We start from the raw sequence: 17289 nt of genomic DNA on the forward strand, positions 1-17289 counted from the left end.
TTATAGAGACATTAAATCGCCCGTCAACCGTTAATTTCAATTTCGCTGAAATTAGCTGTCACGGGCGCTTCATATATAGAAGAGCCTGCCATTCTCTCTATATAAGCTGCTAAAGCACCCCGGCCTCACGCAGCGCCATGACATCTTCGACCTTGAGCCCCAGGATGTTATGCAAGACCTCGTCGGTATGCTCCCCCAATAAAGGAGGAGCACGCCGGTATTCAACCGGGGTTTCAGACAATCGAATCGGGCTGGCCACCTGCGCGACGTTACCACCCAGAGCATGCGGCATCTCTATAGCCAGGCCACGCGCCCGAACCTGCGGATCTTCAAACACCTGGGCCAGATCATTGATCGGCCCACACGGCACACCTGCCGCCTCAAGCTCCTCGACCCACTGCGCTGTAGTCTTGAATACCGTCGCCTGGCGGATCAGGGGAATAAGCTCGGCCCGATTCGTCACTCGCAGCTTGTTGGTAAGGAAACGGGGATCATCCGCCCACTGCGCCTGCCCGGCCACTTCAGCAAACTTTCTGAATTGACTGTCATTACCGACCGTAAGGATGAAGTCGCCATCAGCAGTAGGAAAATCCTGATAAGGCACGATATTGGGATGCGCATTCCCCAAACGGCGCGGAGCAGTGCCCGTCGTGAGATAGTTCATCGCCTGGTTTGCCAGGCAAGCCACCTGCACATCCAGCAAAGCCATATCGATGTATTGCCCCACGCCACTCTGATCTCGATAAGCCAAGGCAGCCAGAATAGCGCTGGTCGAATAAAGGCCCGTCAGAATATCCGTCAACGCGACACCCACTTTCACAGGCCCGGCACCGCTTTCGCCTTCAGGTCGCCCGGTAAGGCTCATCAACCCGCCAAGCCCCTGGATCATGAAGTCATAACCCGCACGCCTGGCATAAGGCCCGCTTTGCCCGAACCCGGTAATGGAGCAATAGATCAGACGCGGGTTGATCGCCTTGAGCGCTTCGTAATCCAGCCCATAGGCAGCCAGGCCACCGACCTTGAAGTTCTCGATCAGGATATCGGAGCGCGCCGCCAGCTCACGCACCAGCTTCTGCCCTTGCGGCCGGGTGAAGTCGATGGTCACGGATTGCTTGTTGCGGTTGGCAGAGAGGTAATAAGCCGCTTCCGAGGTGTTCTCTCCTGCCGGGTCCTTCAGGAACGGCGGCCCCCATGATCGCGTATCGTCTCCATTGCCAGGACGCTCGACCTTTATGACGTCAGCCCCAAGATCCGCCAGGATCTGCCCCGCCCATGGCCCGGCCAGGACCCGTGACAGGTCCAGTACTCGAATATGCGAAAGCGCGCCCATTGCAGACTCCTTAATAGAAAGCCTGAATACCGGTTTGCGCACGCCCCAGAATCAACGCATGCACATCATGCGTACCTTCATAGGTATTCACGACTTCCAGGTTGACCAGATGGCGAGCAATACCAAACTCGTCCGAGATGCCATTGCCGCCCAGCATGTCGCGAGCCATCCGGGCGATATCCAGCGACTTGCCGCATGAGTTGCGCTTCATGATCGAGGTGATTTCCACCGCCGCGATACCTTCATCCTTCATGCGCCCCAGTCGCAGGCATCCCTGCAAGGCCAGGGTGATTTCGGTCTGCATGTCAGCGAGTTTCTTCTGGATCAACTGATTGGCAGCCAGAGGACGCCCGAACTGCTTGCGATCCAGCGTGTATTGCCGAGCGGTGTGCCAGCAGAACTCTGCCGCTCCCAAGGCACCCCAGGAGATTCCGTAACGGGCCGAATTCAGGCAGGTAAAAGGGCCTTTGAGACCACGCACATCCGGGAAGATGTTTTCCTCAGGCACAAAAACGTTATCCATCACGATTTCGCCGGTGATGGATGCACGCAACCCCACCTTGCCGTGAATCGCCGGAGCACTCAGCCCGGCCCAGCCCTTCTCCAGTACGAAACCGCGAATGTCGCCCTCATCATCCTTGCCCCAGACCACGAACACATCCGCGATCGGGCTATTGGTGATCCACATTTTATTGCCGGTCAGCCGATACCCGCCGTCGACCTTGCGGGCTCGGGTCATCATCGCGCCCGGATCAGAGCCGTGGTCAGGCTCGGTGAGGCCGAAACAGCCTATCCATTCGCCGGACGCCAGTTTTGGCAGGTATTTCTGTTTCTGGGCCTGGGTACCGAACTCGTTGATCGGCACCATCACCAGAGAAGACTGGACGCTCATCATCGAGCGATAGCCTGAATCGACACGCTCCACTTCCCGCGCAATCAATCCGTAGCTCACATAATTCAAGCCACTGCCGCCGAACTCTTCCGGGATGGTCGCCCCCAAAAGCCCTACTTCGCCCATTTCACGAAAAATCGCGATATCGGTCTGCTCATGACGGAAGGCTTCAAGGACCCGAGGAGCCAGCTTGCTTTGGGCGAACTGTTCAGCACTGCGCATAACCATGCGCTCTTCTTCTGTGAGCTGTTGATCCAGTAGCAGTGGATCGATCCAGTTGAAGCTTGCTTTACCACCCATGACTCACTCCTCGCATTGTTCGCAAATGTTGTGGAGTGATCCTAGCCCCGCTTTCAGAGAGCGACAAACGACGATTACTCAAGGTCTTGTGCTAATTTATCACTCCGTAACCCACAAAACAGCAATAGCTCCCAACAATGAGTGAGGCCAACGTACATGCGGCGAAAAATCCCCAGCACAGCCGCACTCGTCAGTTTCGAGTCTGCGGCTCGTCACGAGAGCTTTACCAAGGCGGCAAATGAACTTTCCCTGACCCAAAGCGCCATCTGCCGTCAGATCGGCAGCCTGGAAGAGTTCTTGGGGGTAGAACTGTTCCGACGCTCCAAGCGCGGCGTGAAGCTGACAGAAGCCGGCCTTTCCTACAGCCGTCGCGTTGCCGCACAACTGGATGCCGTTGAACGCGACACACTTTCGATCATGGGCCAGCAAGGGGCCAATGTGATTGAGCTGGCGGTCGTGCCCACCTTCGGCACGCAATGGCTGCTGCCACGGCTCAAGGATTTCCAGCAACACCACCCGCAAGTCACGGTCAACCTTACCAACCGCACTCGCCCCTTCCTGTTTGCCGACACCGATTTCGACGCCGCGATCTACTTCGGCGATGCCGACTGGCCAGGCACCGAGGCTTATCGCCTGATGGGCGAGAACCCCATGCCGGTATGCAGCCCGGCACTCATGCAAGGCCGCGATAGCCTGGATGCCCGGCACATAGCCGAGATGCCACTGCTGCAACAGACCACACGCCCTTACGCCTGGCGACAGTGGTTCAACGCGCAGAACATGAATATCGCACGTGACATGACGGGCCCTCGGTACGAGCTATTCTCAATGCTCGCCCAGGCAGCCATGCATGAGATGGGGATAGCCCTGATTCCGCCCTTCCTGATCCAGCGCGAGTTACAGGAAAAACGGCTGGTCATTGCCAATCCTCACGCACTGTCGAGTATCAAGGCTTATCACTTGATGATTCCGGAGCGAAAAGTCGAATCAGCCTCTCTTCGAGCATTCAGAGACTGGCTGATCGCTCAAGCGGAAGGCTACAGGCTGCCGCCAGCAAGGGATTGAGCCCCGAAAGCAGAAAAGTAGTGGTTATCTAAAAACACCTACAAACATAAGGTTTTGTCGCATAAAGACAACCTTACTTCATGGTGGGAAAATCACACAAAGCTCTTTATTTACGTGCCCTTTAGCTGTTTTTGAAGAATGAGGGCGCAATGCCTGAAAAAATCCTCTTTTCCACATTTTTCAGATGGAATCTCATAAAAGCCTTATAGATAAAGGCTTTCAGCCATTAATTGCGACAATAGGTCACAGGATGACTTGTAGTTAATTTATAGTCTCGTTACAGAATGTGTTGAAGCGTCCAGACTTCAATTGCAGAATGCTCCGCCCCCTGGCTTTCAAGGCCCGGGGACATGCTGATCGGCCACCCCAGACGCACCAGCCGTAGTGCGCTGGCCTATTTATGAAGATAAAGAGATCACGCAGGAGATTTGACGTGCACATTGGTGTTCCTCTTGAAACCCAAACGGGTGAAACACGGGTTGCTGCCACCCCGGAAACCATCAAAAAGCTGATCAGCCAAGGCCATAGAATCACTGTGCAAAGCGGAGCAGGCATTCATGCCAGCGTGCCGGACAGTGCCTATGAAGCCGCAGGCGCCACCATTGGTGGAGCAGGCGAAGCCTTCGCAGGTGAGCTGATCCTCAAAGTCACAGCCCCCAACGATAGCGAGCTGGCTCTGATAAAGAGCGGCACGATAGTCATCGGGATGCTTAACCCGTTCAACAACGAGACCATCGCCAGACTGGCCGAACGCGGCATCACCGCTTTCGCCCTCGAAGCGGCACCGCGCACCTCCCGCGCCCAAAGCCTCGACGTGCTGTCTTCTCAAGCCAACATTGCAGGTTACAAGTCCGTACTGCTGGCAGCTCATCACTACCCTCGCTTCATGCCAATGCTGATGACCGCTGCCGGCACAGTAAAAGCGGCTCGGGTTCTGGTGCTAGGAGCAGGCGTTGCAGGGCTGCAGGCCATTGCTACAGCCAAGCGACTGGGCGCGGTAGTAGAAGCCTCTGACGTGCGACCTGCCGTCAAAGAGCAGATCGAGTCTCTGGGCGCCAAGTTCATCGATGTCCCGTACGAAACCGATGAAGAGCGCGAGTGCGCCGAAGGGGTTGGCGGTTACGCACGGCCAATGCCTGCGAGCTGGATGCAGCGTCAGGCTGTCGCCGTTCATGAGCGCGCCAAGCTGTCGGACATTGTGATCACGACCGCATTGATTCCCGGCCGCAAGGCACCGGTACTGCTCAGCGCCGAAACCGTGGCGCAGATGAAACCCGGCTCGGTGGTCATCGATCTGGCAGCGGCACAAGGCGGCAACTGCCCACTGACAGTGGCCGATCAAGTGGTGGTCGAGCATGGCGTGACCATCGTCGGGCACACCAACCTGCCCGCGCTGGTCGCAGCGGACGCTTCGGCGCTTTACGCCCGTAACCTGCTGGACTTCATGAAGCTGCTGTTCGACAAGGACGGCCAGTTGCAGATCAATCTCGAAGACGACATCGTCGCCGCGTGCCTGATGTGCCGCGACGGCCAAGTCATTCGCAAGAACGGCTGAGGACAAGACAATGGAAGAGTTGATCTCCCCTGGTATCTATAACCTGATCATTTTTGTACTGGCGATCTATGTCGGTTACCACGTGGTCTGGAACGTGACACCTGCCCTGCATACGCCGCTGATGGCCGTGACCAACGCCATCTCCGCCATTGTGATCGTCGGCGCCATGCTCGCCGCAGCCCTGACGGTCACGCCTCTGGGCAAGATCATGGGCACGCTTGCCGTGGCTCTGGCTGCCGTGAATGTGTTCGGTGGTTTTCTCGTCACCCGGCGCATGCTGGAAATGTTCAAGAAGAAAGCACCCAAGGCAAAAGATGAGGTGCAGAAGTAATGAGCATGAATCTGGTCACCCTGCTTTATCTGATCGCTTCGATCTGCTTCATCCAGGCCCTTAAAGGGCTGTCACACCCCACCACTTCCCGTCGCGGCAACCTGTTCGGCATGCTGGGCATGGGCCTGGCGGTGATTACCACCGTGGGCCTGGTCTTCAAGCTGGCTGCGCTTTCGACCGTCGAAGGCACCAGCGCGGGGATTGGCTATATCGTTGTCGGCCTGCTGGTCGGTGGCACGGCGGGGTCGATCATGGCCAAGCGTGTCGAGATGACCAAAATGCCGGAGCTGGTCGCCTTCATGCATAGCATGATCGGTCTTGCAGCGGTGTTCATTGCGATTGCCGCCGTTGTGGAGCCACAGTCTCTGGGCATCGTACGCAATCTGGGCGACGCGATACCGGCAGGCAACCGTCTGGAACTGTTCCTGGGCGCAGCCATTGGTGCAGTCACTTTCTCCGGCTCGGTGATCGCCTTCGGCAAGCTGTCAGGCAAGTACAAATTCCGTCTGTTCCAGGGCGCACCCGTACAGTTTGCCGGACAGCACAAGCTGAACCTGATTCTCGGGCTGGCCACGCTGTTCTTTGGCCTGACGTTCATGTTCACCGGCAACCTGACAGCCTTCGCAATCATGCTGGCCCTGGCCTTCGTGATCGGCGTGCTGTTGATCATCCCGATTGGCGGCGCAGACATGCCGGTGGTCGTATCGATGCTCAACAGTTATTCGGGCTGGGCGGCAGCAGGTATCGGCTTCTCGCTGAACAACTCGATGCTGATCATTGCCGGCTCGCTGGTGGGTTCTTCGGGCGCGATTCTGTCCTACATCATGTGCAAGGCCATGAACCGCTCGTTCTTCAACGTGATCGGCGGCGGTTTCGGCGGCGCAACAGAAGCAGGCGGCCCGACAGGTGCCAAGGAAGCACGCCCGGTCAAATCCGGCTCGGCAGACGATGCCACCTTCCTGCTGACCAACGCCGACACCGTGATCATTGTTCCAGGCTATGGCCTGGCGGTAGCACGGGCACAGCATGCGCTGAAGGAGCTGACTGAAAAGCTGATCCATCACGGCGTCACCGTGAAGTACGCCATCCACCCGGTTGCCGGACGGATGCCGGGACACATGAACGTGCTGCTGGCCGAGGCAGAAGTGCCTTATGACCAAGTGTTCGAGATGGAAGACATCAACTCCGAGTTCGGGCAGGCCGATGTGGTGCTGGTACTGGGCGCCAACGACGTGGTCAACCCGGCAGCCCGCAACGACCCCAAATCGCCGATTGCCGGGATGCCGATTCTCGAAGCCTTCAAGGCCAAGACGATCATCGTCAACAAGCGCTCAATGGCCAGCGGCTATGCCGGTCTGGACAACGAACTCTTCTATATGGATAAAACCATGATGGTGTTCGGAGATGCCAAAAAGGTGATCGAGGACATGGTTAAGGCTGTGGAAAACGCTTAGCCTCAATTCGCTTCAGAAAAGCCCCAGTGCGTTCTGCGCCTGGGGCTTTTTTACATTCCGCGTAACAGTGTTTTGCCTTGAAAGGCCCTGATTAGAGCCCTCCAATGCGACCTTGGTCGCGGGACGAAAAAAACCTGAATCTCTAGACTTGACCCTCGCTTCCACCTTCGAGACAGAATCCATGTACCGCGACCGTATCCGCTTGCCTTCTTTGATGAGCAAGGTAATGAGTGCAGCAGATGCCGCTGCCTTGATTGAAGATGGCATGACCGTCGGCATGAGCGGCTTTACCCGCGCCGGTGAAGCCAAGGCCGTTCCCCATGCCTTGGCCGAGCGCGCCAGAGTGTCGCCCCTGAAGATCAGCCTCATGACCGGCGCCAGCCTGGGCAACGACCTGGACAAGCAACTGACCGAAGCCGGCGTGCTGTCGCGTCGCATGCCTTTCCAGGTCGACAATACGCTACGCAAGGCAATCAACGACGGCACGGTCATGTTCATCGACCAGCATTTGTCCGATACAGTTGAACAGTTGCGCAACCGCCAGATCAAGGCGGTCGATCTGGCGGTCATCGAATGCGTGGCAATCACCGAAGAAGGCCACCTGGTGCTCAGCACCTCCGTCGGCAACTCGGCCAGCTTCGCAATCCTTGCCAAACAGGTCATCGTGGAGATCAACCTGTCCCAGCCGCTGGAGCTGGAGGGCCTGCACGATATCTATATTCCCAGCTACCGGCCGACCCGCCTGCCCATCCCCGTTCTGGAGGCCGATTCGCGCATCGGCAGCGGCGCCGTCAAGATCGACCCGGCGAAGATCGTCGGCATTGTCATCAGCGATCAGGCCGACTCGCCTTCTACAGTCCTGCCACCGGATACCGAAACCCAGGCCATCGCCAACCATCTGGTGGAATTCTTCAAGAAAGAAGTACGCGAAGAACGGCTGACCAACCAGCTAATGCCCTTGCAGGCCGGGATCGGCACCATCGCCAATGCCGTGATGCATGGCCTGCTGGACTCGCCGTTCCATGACATGACCATGTATTCCGAAGTGCTGCAGGACTCGACTTTCGACTTGTTCGATGCAGGCAAACTTAGCTTCGCATCAGGCAGCTCCATGACCCTGTCGGCCGCCAAGCACGAACAGGTGTTCTCGGACTTCAACCGCTACAAGTCACGGCTGGTGCTACGTCCGCAAGAGATTTCCAACCACCCTGAAGTCATCCGCCGCCTGGGCATCATTGGCATCAACACCGCACTGGAATTCGACCTGTACGGCAACGTGAATTCGACCCACGTGTGCGGCACCCGAATGATGAACGGCATCGGCGGCTCCGGCGACTTCTCGCGCAATGCCCACCTGGCCATCTTCGTCACCAAATCCATCGCCAAGGGCGGTTCGATTTCCAGCGTGGTGCCCATGGTGAGCCATGTCGACCATACCGAGCATGACGTGGACATCCTCGTCACCGAGCAAGGCCTGGCCGATCTGCGCGGCCTGGCACCTCGCGAGCGCGCACGGGTCATCATCGACAACTGTGTGCATCCAGACTATCGCGAGGCTCTGAATGAATACTTTGCAGCAGCCTGCGCCGTCGGAGGACATACCCCTCATATCCTGCGCGAAGCACTGAGTTGGCACATCAACCTTGAAGAAACCGGCCGCATGCTGCCGGCCTGAGGAACACAGTTGGAAGTGAGCAAGAGATTTCTTTGCTCACTTTCCGGCGTCATTCGACAAGCCTGAAAGAAACTGTACTTCTGTACCGGTCAAAAACCGGCTCAAAACACCCAATATCACCAAGACGGAACACAAAACGCACCAAATAAGTGCCAACCGGTACAGTTGCCCCATTTACGAACAAAACAGTGCCTATAAACAGTTAACTGAACCATCACAATACAAATGAACTGTGTCTGTAGATACTGGCCGACTGAGAGGAAGATAGGCACCAGTCAAGTCATTCTCTAAACCCGCCACAAGCGGAAGGAAGTCACACCATGGAACGTACAGTCAGTTCCGACCTGTTCAACGAAAGCACCGTAAACACTGCACAAGCTGCATGGCCTCTGCGCGTATTCGCCAACCTGATGCTCTGGCAGCGTCGCCTCTCCAGCCGCCACCAACTGGCTCGTCTGGACGCACGTTTGCTGGCCGACGCAGGTATCAGCGAAGCACAGCGTTACGAAGAGCTGAGCAAGCCGTTCTGGCGCTAACTCAAGCGCCCGCTGGTCCAGACCTCACCGGTCTCTCACCAGCACCCCGAATTGCTTAACACAAGGCCCGTCTCAGGCAACTGAGACGGGCCTTGTCGTTTACGGGCTGAAATATCCTGAACAGGTACAGTTTTAAAAATCAAAACAAATACCTGTACAGTTCCCACGCAGATCGCGATTCGCCCAACGGCCCGTACAGCACAATGACAAGCTCATTACCGCTGGGATAGGCTAATGCCCACTCCGTCACACTCTGGAACTCCACCATGACTCTGCTCCGTATCATTGCCGCTGCCGCACTGCTGACAGCGGCTGCCAGTGCAAACGCCACCAGCTTCATCGTCACGACTGATGCAGTCGTCGGCGCAGTCGCTGCATCCAGCGAGGCAACCTCCGATGCTTCTTCCTCTTTGAGAGACGACAAGATCGTGCGAGCAGCCCGTGACGAAGCCGCCAGCTTCGTGGCCAGCGAAGGCGACATCCGAGGTGCTCAACTTGAAGGCGCGTTCCAGCACATCCGTCAGCAATACCCGAACCTGGGTGCGACAGATACACAACTGGCCCAAGCCATTCTGGCCATCTGAACCGAGGCCTCAGGGGTAGCTCTAAGCAGGGCATTGCGCTAGCCTTGGGCCTCGTTTTGCCAGTCATTGAAAGTTATGCGTTTACTACCTCTTCTGTTTGCTGCTCCAATCGCCAGCCTGATCTGGGTCTCCCAGGCTCAGGCCTTCGATACGACGACACAGAGCCTGGTCATTACCGGATACGTCACCAGCCAGGTCACCACTGCTCCCTTTGACAGAAAACTGATAATGGCCGCTCAGGATGATGCGGCGGCGTTTGTGGCCACTGACGGCCAGATTCGCGGTGCGCGGCTGGAGTCGGCGTTGCGTACCCTGCGAAATACCCAGTCAAAACTTCATGCCAGCGACCTTGAACTGGCAGAAACAATCCTCGTCCAATAGTCACTTTTGACCTCTTTGCGTAACTGGAGACGTTACATGCGTACCCCGCTGATTGCCGCCACCCTTGGCCTGCTAGTCATGGCAGACATTGCCCAGGCCCAGACTGTCGTGGCCACGAGCAATATCATCGTTCGCGCTTTCGGTCGTTCCATCGACTTTACCTCGGATACCACCACTTCGATCCGCGACTCCAAGGTCGTGATCCAGGCCAAAGACGATGCCGCCAGCTACGTAGCCAGCGACGGCGATATTCACGGCGCTCAACTCGATGCCGCTTTCGATACCCTGCGCACCCGCGTGCCTGAAGCGCGTGATGCCAGTGACCGGACACTGGCCGAAGCCATTCTTGCTCTGTGAGACGTCTTGGCGCCTGGCTGCTTGCCGGCGCATTGTCGCTGGTCGCCCCGCATGCTCTTGCCAGCCTGACGCTTGAGCTGCAGACCGACGGCCTGAACCCTGCACAACAGCGTGCGAGTCAGACACTGCTCGATGAAGCCATGCGTGCCTTGCCGCCAAGCTTCATCAAGGACCTGGACCGGCGCGTTGAAGTGCGCTGGTCCGGCGATATGCCTGAAAACGCCTACGGCCAGGCTGCCGGACCCTACAGGCTTTATCTCAATACAAAACTGCTGGAGCCGTTGACTGACGGTTCGGCAGCCACCACTCAGACAGGACGCCCCCACGGCACAGTCCGGCGCGAAATGCTCGCCACGGTCCTGCACGAACTGACCCACGTCTACGACCGCGCCCGTCTATGGTCCTCGACACAACGCGCCCTGATATTCCGCTGCTCACGCCAGAACAGTTCAGCAGGCAACATTGGCCTGCCCGACAGCTGCCGTGGCGAAACCGAGCGACGCTTTACCCTGAGCGATGACCCGCGCCTGCTGGACCTGGCAGGCTGGCAGCAATATGTCGGCCGACGCGGCGAGCGCGAGGAACACAACGGGCAGGTCGTACGCAGCCCGGACATCTACGAAACCACAAGCCCGCTGGAATTCGTGGCCGTGAACATGGAGTACTTCCTGCTCGACCCGGCCTATGCCTGTCGCCGCCCAGCGCTATATAACTACTACAAGGAACACTTCGGCTGGGCTCCGCCGCAGAAAGACGAATGCCCGGCCTTTTTCCCGTACCTGAATGCCGGCAGCGATTTCGGACGCGAGCCTTTGGGCAAGCTCGATCCGGAACGGGTCTATGAAGTCGATTACCTGCTGGCCGAAGCCAATCAGAACTGGGTAAGCCGCTGGGGCCACAGCATGCTGCGTCTGGTGATCTGCAAACCAGGCCGTCCGCGAGGCCCGGATTGCCGGCTGGATCTGGATCAGCATCTGGTCCTGTCTTACCGGGCATTCGTGGGCGATGTTCAGCTTTCCAGCTGGGACGGCCTGATGGGAGCCTATCCATCACGGCTTTTCGTGCTGCCGCTGGCCCAGGTCATCGACGAATACACCAAGACCGAACTGCGCAGCCTCGCTTCCGTGCCGATCAAGCTGACTCGCCCCGAAATCGAAGGGCTGGTGCAGCATGCCGCCGAGATGCACTGGAGCTACGACGGCAACTATTACTTCCTGTCCAACAACTGCGCAGTGGAAAACCTCAAACTGCTGCGCAGCGGTACCCACAATCCCAAGCTCGTCGGCCTGGACAGCATCCTGCCCAACGGCTTGCTGGAAGTACTCAAAGGCCGGGGGCTGGCCGATACCAGCGTGCTGGACGACCCAAAGGAAGCACTGCGCCTGGGTTATCGCTTCGACTCCTATCGCGACCGCTATCAGGCGATGTTCGAGGTATTGAAGAAACACCTGCCCATCAAGCAAGCCACTGTCGAAGACTGGCTGACACTGTCGGCCAAGGAGCGCAGCCAGTGGTTCGATAAAGCAGACCTGCGCACCAGCGCCGCCATTCTCCTGCTGGAGCAGGCAAGCTTGCGTCGACAACTGCTGCTGGCCCAGGACGAAGTGAAACAACGCTACCTCGGCGCACGCGAACAGAAAGACGGCAGCGTCTCCCAGGCCTCAAAGACGCTACAGGAAATTCTCGCCAGTAGCGGTTTCCTCAGCCGTCCTGCCGAATTGCTGGGCAGCAGCGGCTACGGCTTGCCGCAGACTGGCGAGTGGCAGCGGCTTGAAGCGGAGAGCAGTCAGCGCCAGAAACAACTGAAGCGCCTGACCGGTGATCTCGACAAGGAAGTACGCGCCCTGCTTGAGCCCGAACGCGCCAGCGAGATCGCGGCCAACGAAGCCAACCTCAAACAGATGGGCGAGCATTTGCGCCAGCTACATAAAGCGGCGGGCGGATTGCAGTTGCCTTGAATCAGCGGGGCTTCTTTTTCGGTTTCAGGTACTTGGTCAGGCCCTGAAACCACATCACCAGAGCCGCGTTGCCCTTGATCTGGATATCTTTGTCCTGAATCCCTTTCATGAACGCCAGTTGCTTGTTACTGGCCTGCATCGTGGCAAACCCGAAGGCGGCGTCTCGAAAGGAAATGGCGAATGCAGGTTCGGCAACCACGCCACCAGCACTGCGAATACGCTGACCACTGACGATGAAATGGCGAGCAACCTTGCCATCGGCGGTCTGTAACTGGAAGGTCAGCTCCTTGTCGGCAAGCTGCTGCTGAAACGCAGGATTGGTACGGCTGGCCCGAGCCATCAGAAGGCCCAGCATCCAGAGCAGGAAACGAAACTTCATACACATTGCCTCAGCAAAAAGTCAGCCCGGTCAGAGCGAGTGGTGAGGCAGTGTAACGGGTTATAGAGAGCAATCCTGTAGGACAATCGTGTTTTTTCGGCGAAGATCGAATCATTAAGCCAGAAACGCTGCCCCGCATGGAGAGCAGCGTTACCGTACAGAATCAGATCAGCGGATGCTGTTGATGCTGCCTTTGTTGCCCGTGACCTTCACATTCACCTTCTTGAAGATGAAGTAGTCCTGAACATTGACTTCATAGCGTGGCGCTACGATCAGATCGGCACCGGACGATTTGACCGCCTTGTAGGCAGCCGCAGCCTTGGTTGCCGAAACCGGGTCAGGCAGAGGCAAGCTCAGACTGCTACCACCACTTGCGCCACCATAAACAACGCCATCCGCGTAGCGATTATCGCCACCAAAGCTCAGGAAGTTGAACAGAATGTTGGTCGACGACTCGCCACTGATAGTGTCGCCCACTTTGACGTCAGCCTTGAGTTCCGTTTTGACCACACCTTCAAGCGGTGCAGTCGGCTGGCTCACGTTGTAACTCACGCAGCCACTGGTTGTGGCGATCAGGGTTGCAACGGCAGCAGTCATCCATAATTTTTTCATTCTTGATTCCAAGGGTCATTTTTAATGAGGTGCAGCAGGGGCGGCACTTTAAGGAAATGAGCCATTGGAAAAAGTCAGGAGATTCCTACGCAAACAAAGACAAATAACACCTTGCGGTAGGAAATTTCTAACAATCAATCAAAAGCAGTGAGCGCAATCAAAAGCCCACTCGTACGGCCATATCTTGTTGGTCCAGGCGTAAAAAAACGGGCACCCCATCCAATGGGTGTGCCCGTTTCGGTGACTGCTCGCCTCCCGCCAAGGCGCGCAGTGAGTGTTATGGATTGACGCTGTCTTTGAGAGCCTTGCCAGGCTTGAAGGCAACGGTATTGCTTGCTTTGATTTTCACCGGTTCTCCCGTTTGCGGGTTCTTGCCGGTGCGGGCACCGCGATGGCGTTGCAGGAATGTACCGAAGCCAACCAGAGTCACGCTGTCCTTGCGGTGCAGTGCGCCGGTGATTTCTTCAAGGATGGCGTTGAGGACGCGGTTGGATTGCTCTTTGGTGAGGTCCGCTTTTTCAGCAATAGCAGCTGCGATATCTGGTTTACGCATGTATGAAGCCTCTTTACGGTTTTTTGTTTTTATGTCCCGTACTGCTTATGCAAAGCAGCGACAAGGTGCCGCGACGGCTCTACGTAGCGGCAGACGTGAACGAGAATGGCATGCCGATGAAGCACGCGCCAGTACATGCGCAACGTTTATAGGACGAAAAAAGCGACCTATCCGACAAAACGACCCATATTCAGGCCAATAACGCGGGTAACGTCTTGTTCAGAGCCAGTTTTTCCATCACTGCCGCCCCGGTCAGCGCATAGCCCAGCAGTTGCCCTTCTGCGTCATGACACAAGGCTTTTATGTCGGCGCCTTGCCCTTCGACACTCCAGATGCCCTCCGTACCGCGAGGTGGAGGAGAAACCACCAGAGGACAAACCGGGGTTTTAACGGTAATGGGCATCGGGCCATATTTGACGCTGGTCGGCGTACCCGCCAGGGTTTGCGCCAAGGCACGGGCGCAGCTCATCAGCGGCATGACGTAAAGCAGGTTCAAGCCATCGACTTCAGCGCAATCGCCCAACGCATGGATATTGGCGTGGGAGGTTTGCAGGTGGCGGTCAACCACGACACCGCGCCCTGTCTGCAAACCCGCAGCAGCGGCCAGATCGACTCGTGGACGCAGGCCGATGGCCGAGACGACCAGATCGCAGGCGATCACCTGCCCGTCGGACAAATGCGCCTCAAGCCCCTGCTCATTGCGCTGAAGGCGGGTAAGGATCGGCCCCAGATGGAAACGGGCGCCGATGCCTTCAAGCCCCGCCTGCACGGCAGCCGCAGCAGCGGGATGCAACAGGGTTGGCATGACCTGCTCGCAGGGCGCAACCAGATCGACCTCATAGCCACCCAGGATCAGGTCGTTGGCAAACTCACAGCCGATCAGGCCAGCACCAAGGATCAAGACCCGCTTCCTGCCTGCTGCCGCTGCGCGGAAACGGGCGTAATCCTCAAGATCGTTGATAGGAAAAATGGCGTCCTGAGCATCGCCCTCGACAGGAACCCGAATGGTTTCTGCGCCCCAGGCCAGCACCAGATCGCGGTAATACACCGCCTCCTCGCCGATCCATAGCCGCTTATGGCCTGGATCGATGCCGCTGATGCGGGTGTGGGTGCGTACCTCTGCCTTGAGCTGATCCGCCATGGCACCCGGTTGCGCCATGCTCAGTTCGTCGGCTTCCTTGCTCTTGCCAAAGCCGGTGGACAGCATGGGTTTTGAATAGGAGCGGCCATCATCGGCCGTAATGAGCAACAGCGGGGTTTCGCCGTCCAGTTTGCGAAACTCACGGGCGAGGTTGTAGCCAGCAAGGCCGGTACCGATGATAACGACAGGTGCGCTCATTACTTCTCTCATCAAAAAATTGTGGGAGGCAGCTTGCTGGCGAAAAGGCCTGAAAACCGGCAGATATTCTGCGTCTGCACGCTGAAGTCGCCAGCAAGCTGCCTCCCACAAAGTGATTTAGGACCTTAACTGGTCGGCATTATTCTGCAGGATCAGGCGATTTCAATCATTTCAAAGTCGATCTTGCCGACACCGCAATCCGGGCAAAGCCAGTCTTCGGGCACATCTTCCCAGCGAGTGCCGGGCGCAATACCGTCATCAGGCCAGCCATCGGCTTCGTTGTAGATAAGGCCACAGACAATGCATTGCCACTTTTTCATGGTTCGGGTCCCTCGATTATCAGGCTAAATACTGGCGCAGCGGTCGATTGCCACCGGTCCAGGTGTCAGGAGTCAGATCCTCGCGAGGTTTGTACTGGCCATAGCACGCATATGCAAGCCTGTTTGTGGTGCCAGGTGCTCGGCCGGTCGTCGGTCAGGCCCGGCAATCATGCTAAGCTCGCCTTCCTCGATGACTGCCAATAATGGCTTACCGTGACCCAGCAAAACCCAGCATTACCTACCACCCTCTGGCTGAAACGCGAGCAACTGACCGAGGTGCCCGGGCCGCAGGTTCTCGACTGGCTGTTCAATCAGGACTCTCTGACACGCCGCCTGAACCGCCTGTCCGCAGACGGTTTCAGCGTCACGCTCCTGTTTGAAGGCTGGCAGCCGCTGCGCCCAGACGAATGCGCCGCTCTTGAGCTACCCGAAGCCAGCCTGGGCTGGGTGCGTGAAGTGTATTTGCGTGGTCGCGGCGAGAAGTGGGTATTCGCCCGCAGTGTCGCCGCCCGCAGTGCCTTGCTTGAAGGCGGCCTGAATATGGATGAACTGGGAACACGTTCGTTAGGCGAATTGCTGTTCAGCGATAAAGCCTTCGAGCGCGGCCCGCTGCAAGTCTGTCGCTACCCCGAAGCCTGGCTGCCCGAGGCGGATGTCGCCAGCGACTTGTGGGCGCGTCGTTCGCGCTTCAGCCGTGGCCCGCTGAGCGTGCTGGTCGCCGAGATTTTCCTGCCCAACCTCTGGAACGCGCTCAAGAGCGAGGAACACTCCTGATGTACCTGTCGCTGCTCAAATCCCTCAATCGCCTGAACCCTCGTGCCTGGGACTTCATCCAACTGACCCGCATCGACAGGCCCATCGGCGTCTACCTGCTGCTTTGGCCAACACTCTGGGCCTTGTGGATTGCCGGGGAAGGTTCGCCCTCACTGGCCAATGTGCTGATTTTCGTGACGGGTGTGTTTCTGATGCGTGCCGCTGGCTGCGTCATCAACGACTTCGCCGACCGCAAGGTGGACGGCCATGTAAAACGCACCGAGCAACGCCCGCTGGTCAGCGGCAAGGTCAGTTCCCGTGAAGCTCTGGCCTTGTTCGCCATCCTGGTGACCCTGAGTTTCCTGCTGGTCCTGCTGACCAACTCGACGACTGTCTGGTTGTCGTTCGGCGGTCTGGCGCTGGCAGCCTGCTATCCGTTCATGAAGCGTTATACCTATTACCCGCAAGTGGTATTGGGCGCCGCATTCTCCTGGGGAATGCCCATGGCATTCACGGCAGAAACCGGCACATTGCCTGCCGCAGCGTGGTTGCTCTACATCGCCAACCTGCTGTGGACCGTGGCCTACGACACTTACTACGCCATGGTGGACCGCGACGATGACCTGAAGATCGGCGTGAAATCCACCGCCGTGCTGTTCGGGGATGCCGACCGCATCATCATCCTGACACTTCAGGGGCTGGCGCTGGGTTGCCTGGTACTGGCGGGCATACGCTTCGAGCTGGGGGCTTGTTTCTATATAGGCCTGTTGGTGGCGACCGGATGCTTTGTCCGGGAATACTGGAGCACTCGCCTGCGCGACCGGGATGCCTGTTTCAAGGCATTCCTGCATAACCACTGGGTCGGGCTGGCGATCTTTCTGGGGATTGTGGCGGACTACGCACTGCGCTGATTTG

19 protein-coding genes are annotated in these 17289 nt (G+C 57.6%); 12 read left to right on the top strand and 7 right to left on the bottom strand.

Annotation, left to right across the window (positions count from 1 at the left end):
- Positions 1–109: 109 nt before the first annotated feature.
- Both JL015_RS20275 and JL015_RS20280 read right to left on the bottom strand, forming a co-directional pair.
- Positions 110–1330, bottom strand: a complete 1221-nt coding sequence (locus JL015_RS20275) for a CaiB/BaiF CoA transferase family protein (RefSeq protein ID WP_201019707.1) — start codon at positions 1328–1330, stop codon at positions 110–112.
- A gap of 10 nt (positions 1331–1340) precedes the next feature.
- A complete protein-coding gene (locus JL015_RS20280; protein WP_201019708.1) occupies positions 1341–2522 on the bottom strand; it encodes an acyl-CoA dehydrogenase in 1182 nt (393 codons plus the stop codon).
- Between the two features lie 156 nt (positions 2523–2678).
- Here JL015_RS20280 and JL015_RS20285 point away from each other — a divergent pair, with 156 nt between their 5' ends.
- The 10 genes from JL015_RS20285 to JL015_RS20330 all read left to right on the top strand — a co-directional run bounded on the left by JL015_RS20285 (position 2679) and on the right by JL015_RS20330 (position 12418).
- Positions 2679–3587, top strand: a complete 909-nt coding sequence (locus JL015_RS20285) for a LysR family transcriptional regulator (protein WP_201019709.1) — start codon at positions 2679–2681, stop codon at positions 3585–3587.
- Between the two features lie 433 nt (positions 3588–4020).
- Entirely contained in the window at positions 4021–5142 is a 1122-nt protein-coding gene (locus JL015_RS20290; protein WP_201019710.1) for a Re/Si-specific NAD(P)(+) transhydrogenase subunit alpha, read from the top strand.
- 10 nt (positions 5143–5152) lie between these two features.
- Entirely contained in the window at positions 5153–5473 is a 321-nt protein-coding gene (locus JL015_RS20295) for an NAD(P) transhydrogenase subunit alpha (RefSeq protein WP_122315087.1), read from the top strand.
- Positions 5473–6927, top strand: a complete 1455-nt coding sequence (locus JL015_RS20300; RefSeq protein WP_201019711.1) for an NAD(P)(+) transhydrogenase (Re/Si-specific) subunit beta — start codon at positions 5473–5475, stop codon at positions 6925–6927. Before JL015_RS20295 ends, JL015_RS20300 begins: the two co-directional genes overlap by 1 nt.
- 181 nt (positions 6928–7108) lie before the next feature.
- Positions 7109–8602, top strand: a complete 1494-nt coding sequence (locus JL015_RS20305; protein ID WP_201019772.1) for an acetyl-CoA hydrolase/transferase family protein — start codon at positions 7109–7111, stop codon at positions 8600–8602.
- Between the two features lie 320 nt (positions 8603–8922).
- Positions 8923–9138: a DUF1127 domain-containing protein gene (locus JL015_RS20310; RefSeq protein WP_122315090.1), complete on the top strand. Its 216-nt coding sequence runs from the start codon at positions 8923–8925 to the stop codon at positions 9136–9138.
- 266 nt (positions 9139–9404) lie between these two features.
- A complete protein-coding gene (locus JL015_RS20315) occupies positions 9405–9722 on the top strand; it encodes a DUF2388 domain-containing protein (RefSeq protein ID WP_201019712.1) in 318 nt (105 codons plus the stop codon).
- Positions 9723–9797: 75 nt separating this feature from the next.
- A complete protein-coding gene (locus JL015_RS20320) occupies positions 9798–10103 on the top strand; it encodes a DUF2388 domain-containing protein (protein WP_201001229.1) in 306 nt (101 codons plus the stop codon).
- 36 nt (positions 10104–10139) lie between these two features.
- The gene (locus JL015_RS20325; protein ID WP_025262532.1) at positions 10140–10460 is read left to right on the top strand and encodes a DUF2388 domain-containing protein; all 321 of its coding nucleotides are present in this window, start codon (positions 10140–10142) and stop codon (positions 10458–10460) included.
- Positions 10457–12418: a DUF7844 domain-containing protein gene (locus JL015_RS20330; RefSeq protein ID WP_201019713.1), complete on the top strand. Its 1962-nt coding sequence runs from the start codon at positions 10457–10459 to the stop codon at positions 12416–12418. The genes JL015_RS20325 and JL015_RS20330 overlap by 4 nt, the downstream gene beginning before the upstream one ends.
- 1 nt (position 12419) lies before the next feature.
- On the opposite strand, the gene JL015_RS20335 is transcribed toward JL015_RS20330, so the two are convergent.
- The 5 genes from JL015_RS20335 to JL015_RS20355 all read right to left on the bottom strand — a co-directional run bounded on the left by JL015_RS20335 (position 12420) and on the right by JL015_RS20355 (position 15621).
- A complete protein-coding gene (locus JL015_RS20335) occupies positions 12420–12797 on the bottom strand; it encodes an SCP2 sterol-binding domain-containing protein (protein WP_201019714.1) in 378 nt (125 codons plus the stop codon).
- Positions 12798–12965: 168 nt separating this feature from the next.
- Positions 12966–13409 carry a hypothetical protein gene (locus tag JL015_RS20340; protein WP_201019715.1) on the bottom strand — a complete coding sequence of 148 codons (444 nt, stop codon included), beginning with the start codon at positions 13407–13409 and terminating at the stop codon, positions 12966–12968.
- A 277-nt stretch (positions 13410–13686) separates the two neighbouring features.
- Positions 13687–13962 (bottom strand): HU family DNA-binding protein, encoded by a 276-nt coding sequence (locus JL015_RS20345; RefSeq protein WP_025262535.1) that lies wholly within the window; start codon positions 13960–13962, stop codon positions 13687–13689.
- A 190-nt stretch (positions 13963–14152) separates the two neighbouring features.
- Positions 14153–15301 carry an NAD(P)/FAD-dependent oxidoreductase gene (locus JL015_RS20350; protein ID WP_201019716.1) on the bottom strand — a complete coding sequence of 383 codons (1149 nt, stop codon included), beginning with the start codon at positions 15299–15301 and terminating at the stop codon, positions 14153–14155.
- Positions 15302–15453: 152 nt separating this feature from the next.
- Entirely contained in the window at positions 15454–15621 is a 168-nt protein-coding gene (locus tag JL015_RS20355; RefSeq protein ID WP_198727897.1) for a rubredoxin, read from the bottom strand.
- Between the two features lie 213 nt (positions 15622–15834).
- Between JL015_RS20355 and JL015_RS20360 the strand changes: the two genes are divergently transcribed.
- Positions 15835–16395 (top strand): chorismate--pyruvate lyase family protein, encoded by a 561-nt coding sequence (locus JL015_RS20360; RefSeq protein WP_201019717.1) that lies wholly within the window; start codon positions 15835–15837, stop codon positions 16393–16395.
- Entirely contained in the window at positions 16395–17285 is an 891-nt protein-coding gene (gene ubiA, locus JL015_RS20365; RefSeq protein WP_201019718.1) for a 4-hydroxybenzoate octaprenyltransferase, read from the top strand. Before JL015_RS20360 ends, ubiA begins: the two co-directional genes overlap by 1 nt.
- Positions 17286–17289 lie beyond the last annotated feature (4 nt).

The sequence above is a fragment of the Pseudomonas cichorii genome (assembly GCF_015471405.1).
Classification (GTDB): domain Bacteria; phylum Pseudomonadota; class Gammaproteobacteria; order Pseudomonadales; family Pseudomonadaceae; genus Aquipseudomonas; species Aquipseudomonas serbiensis.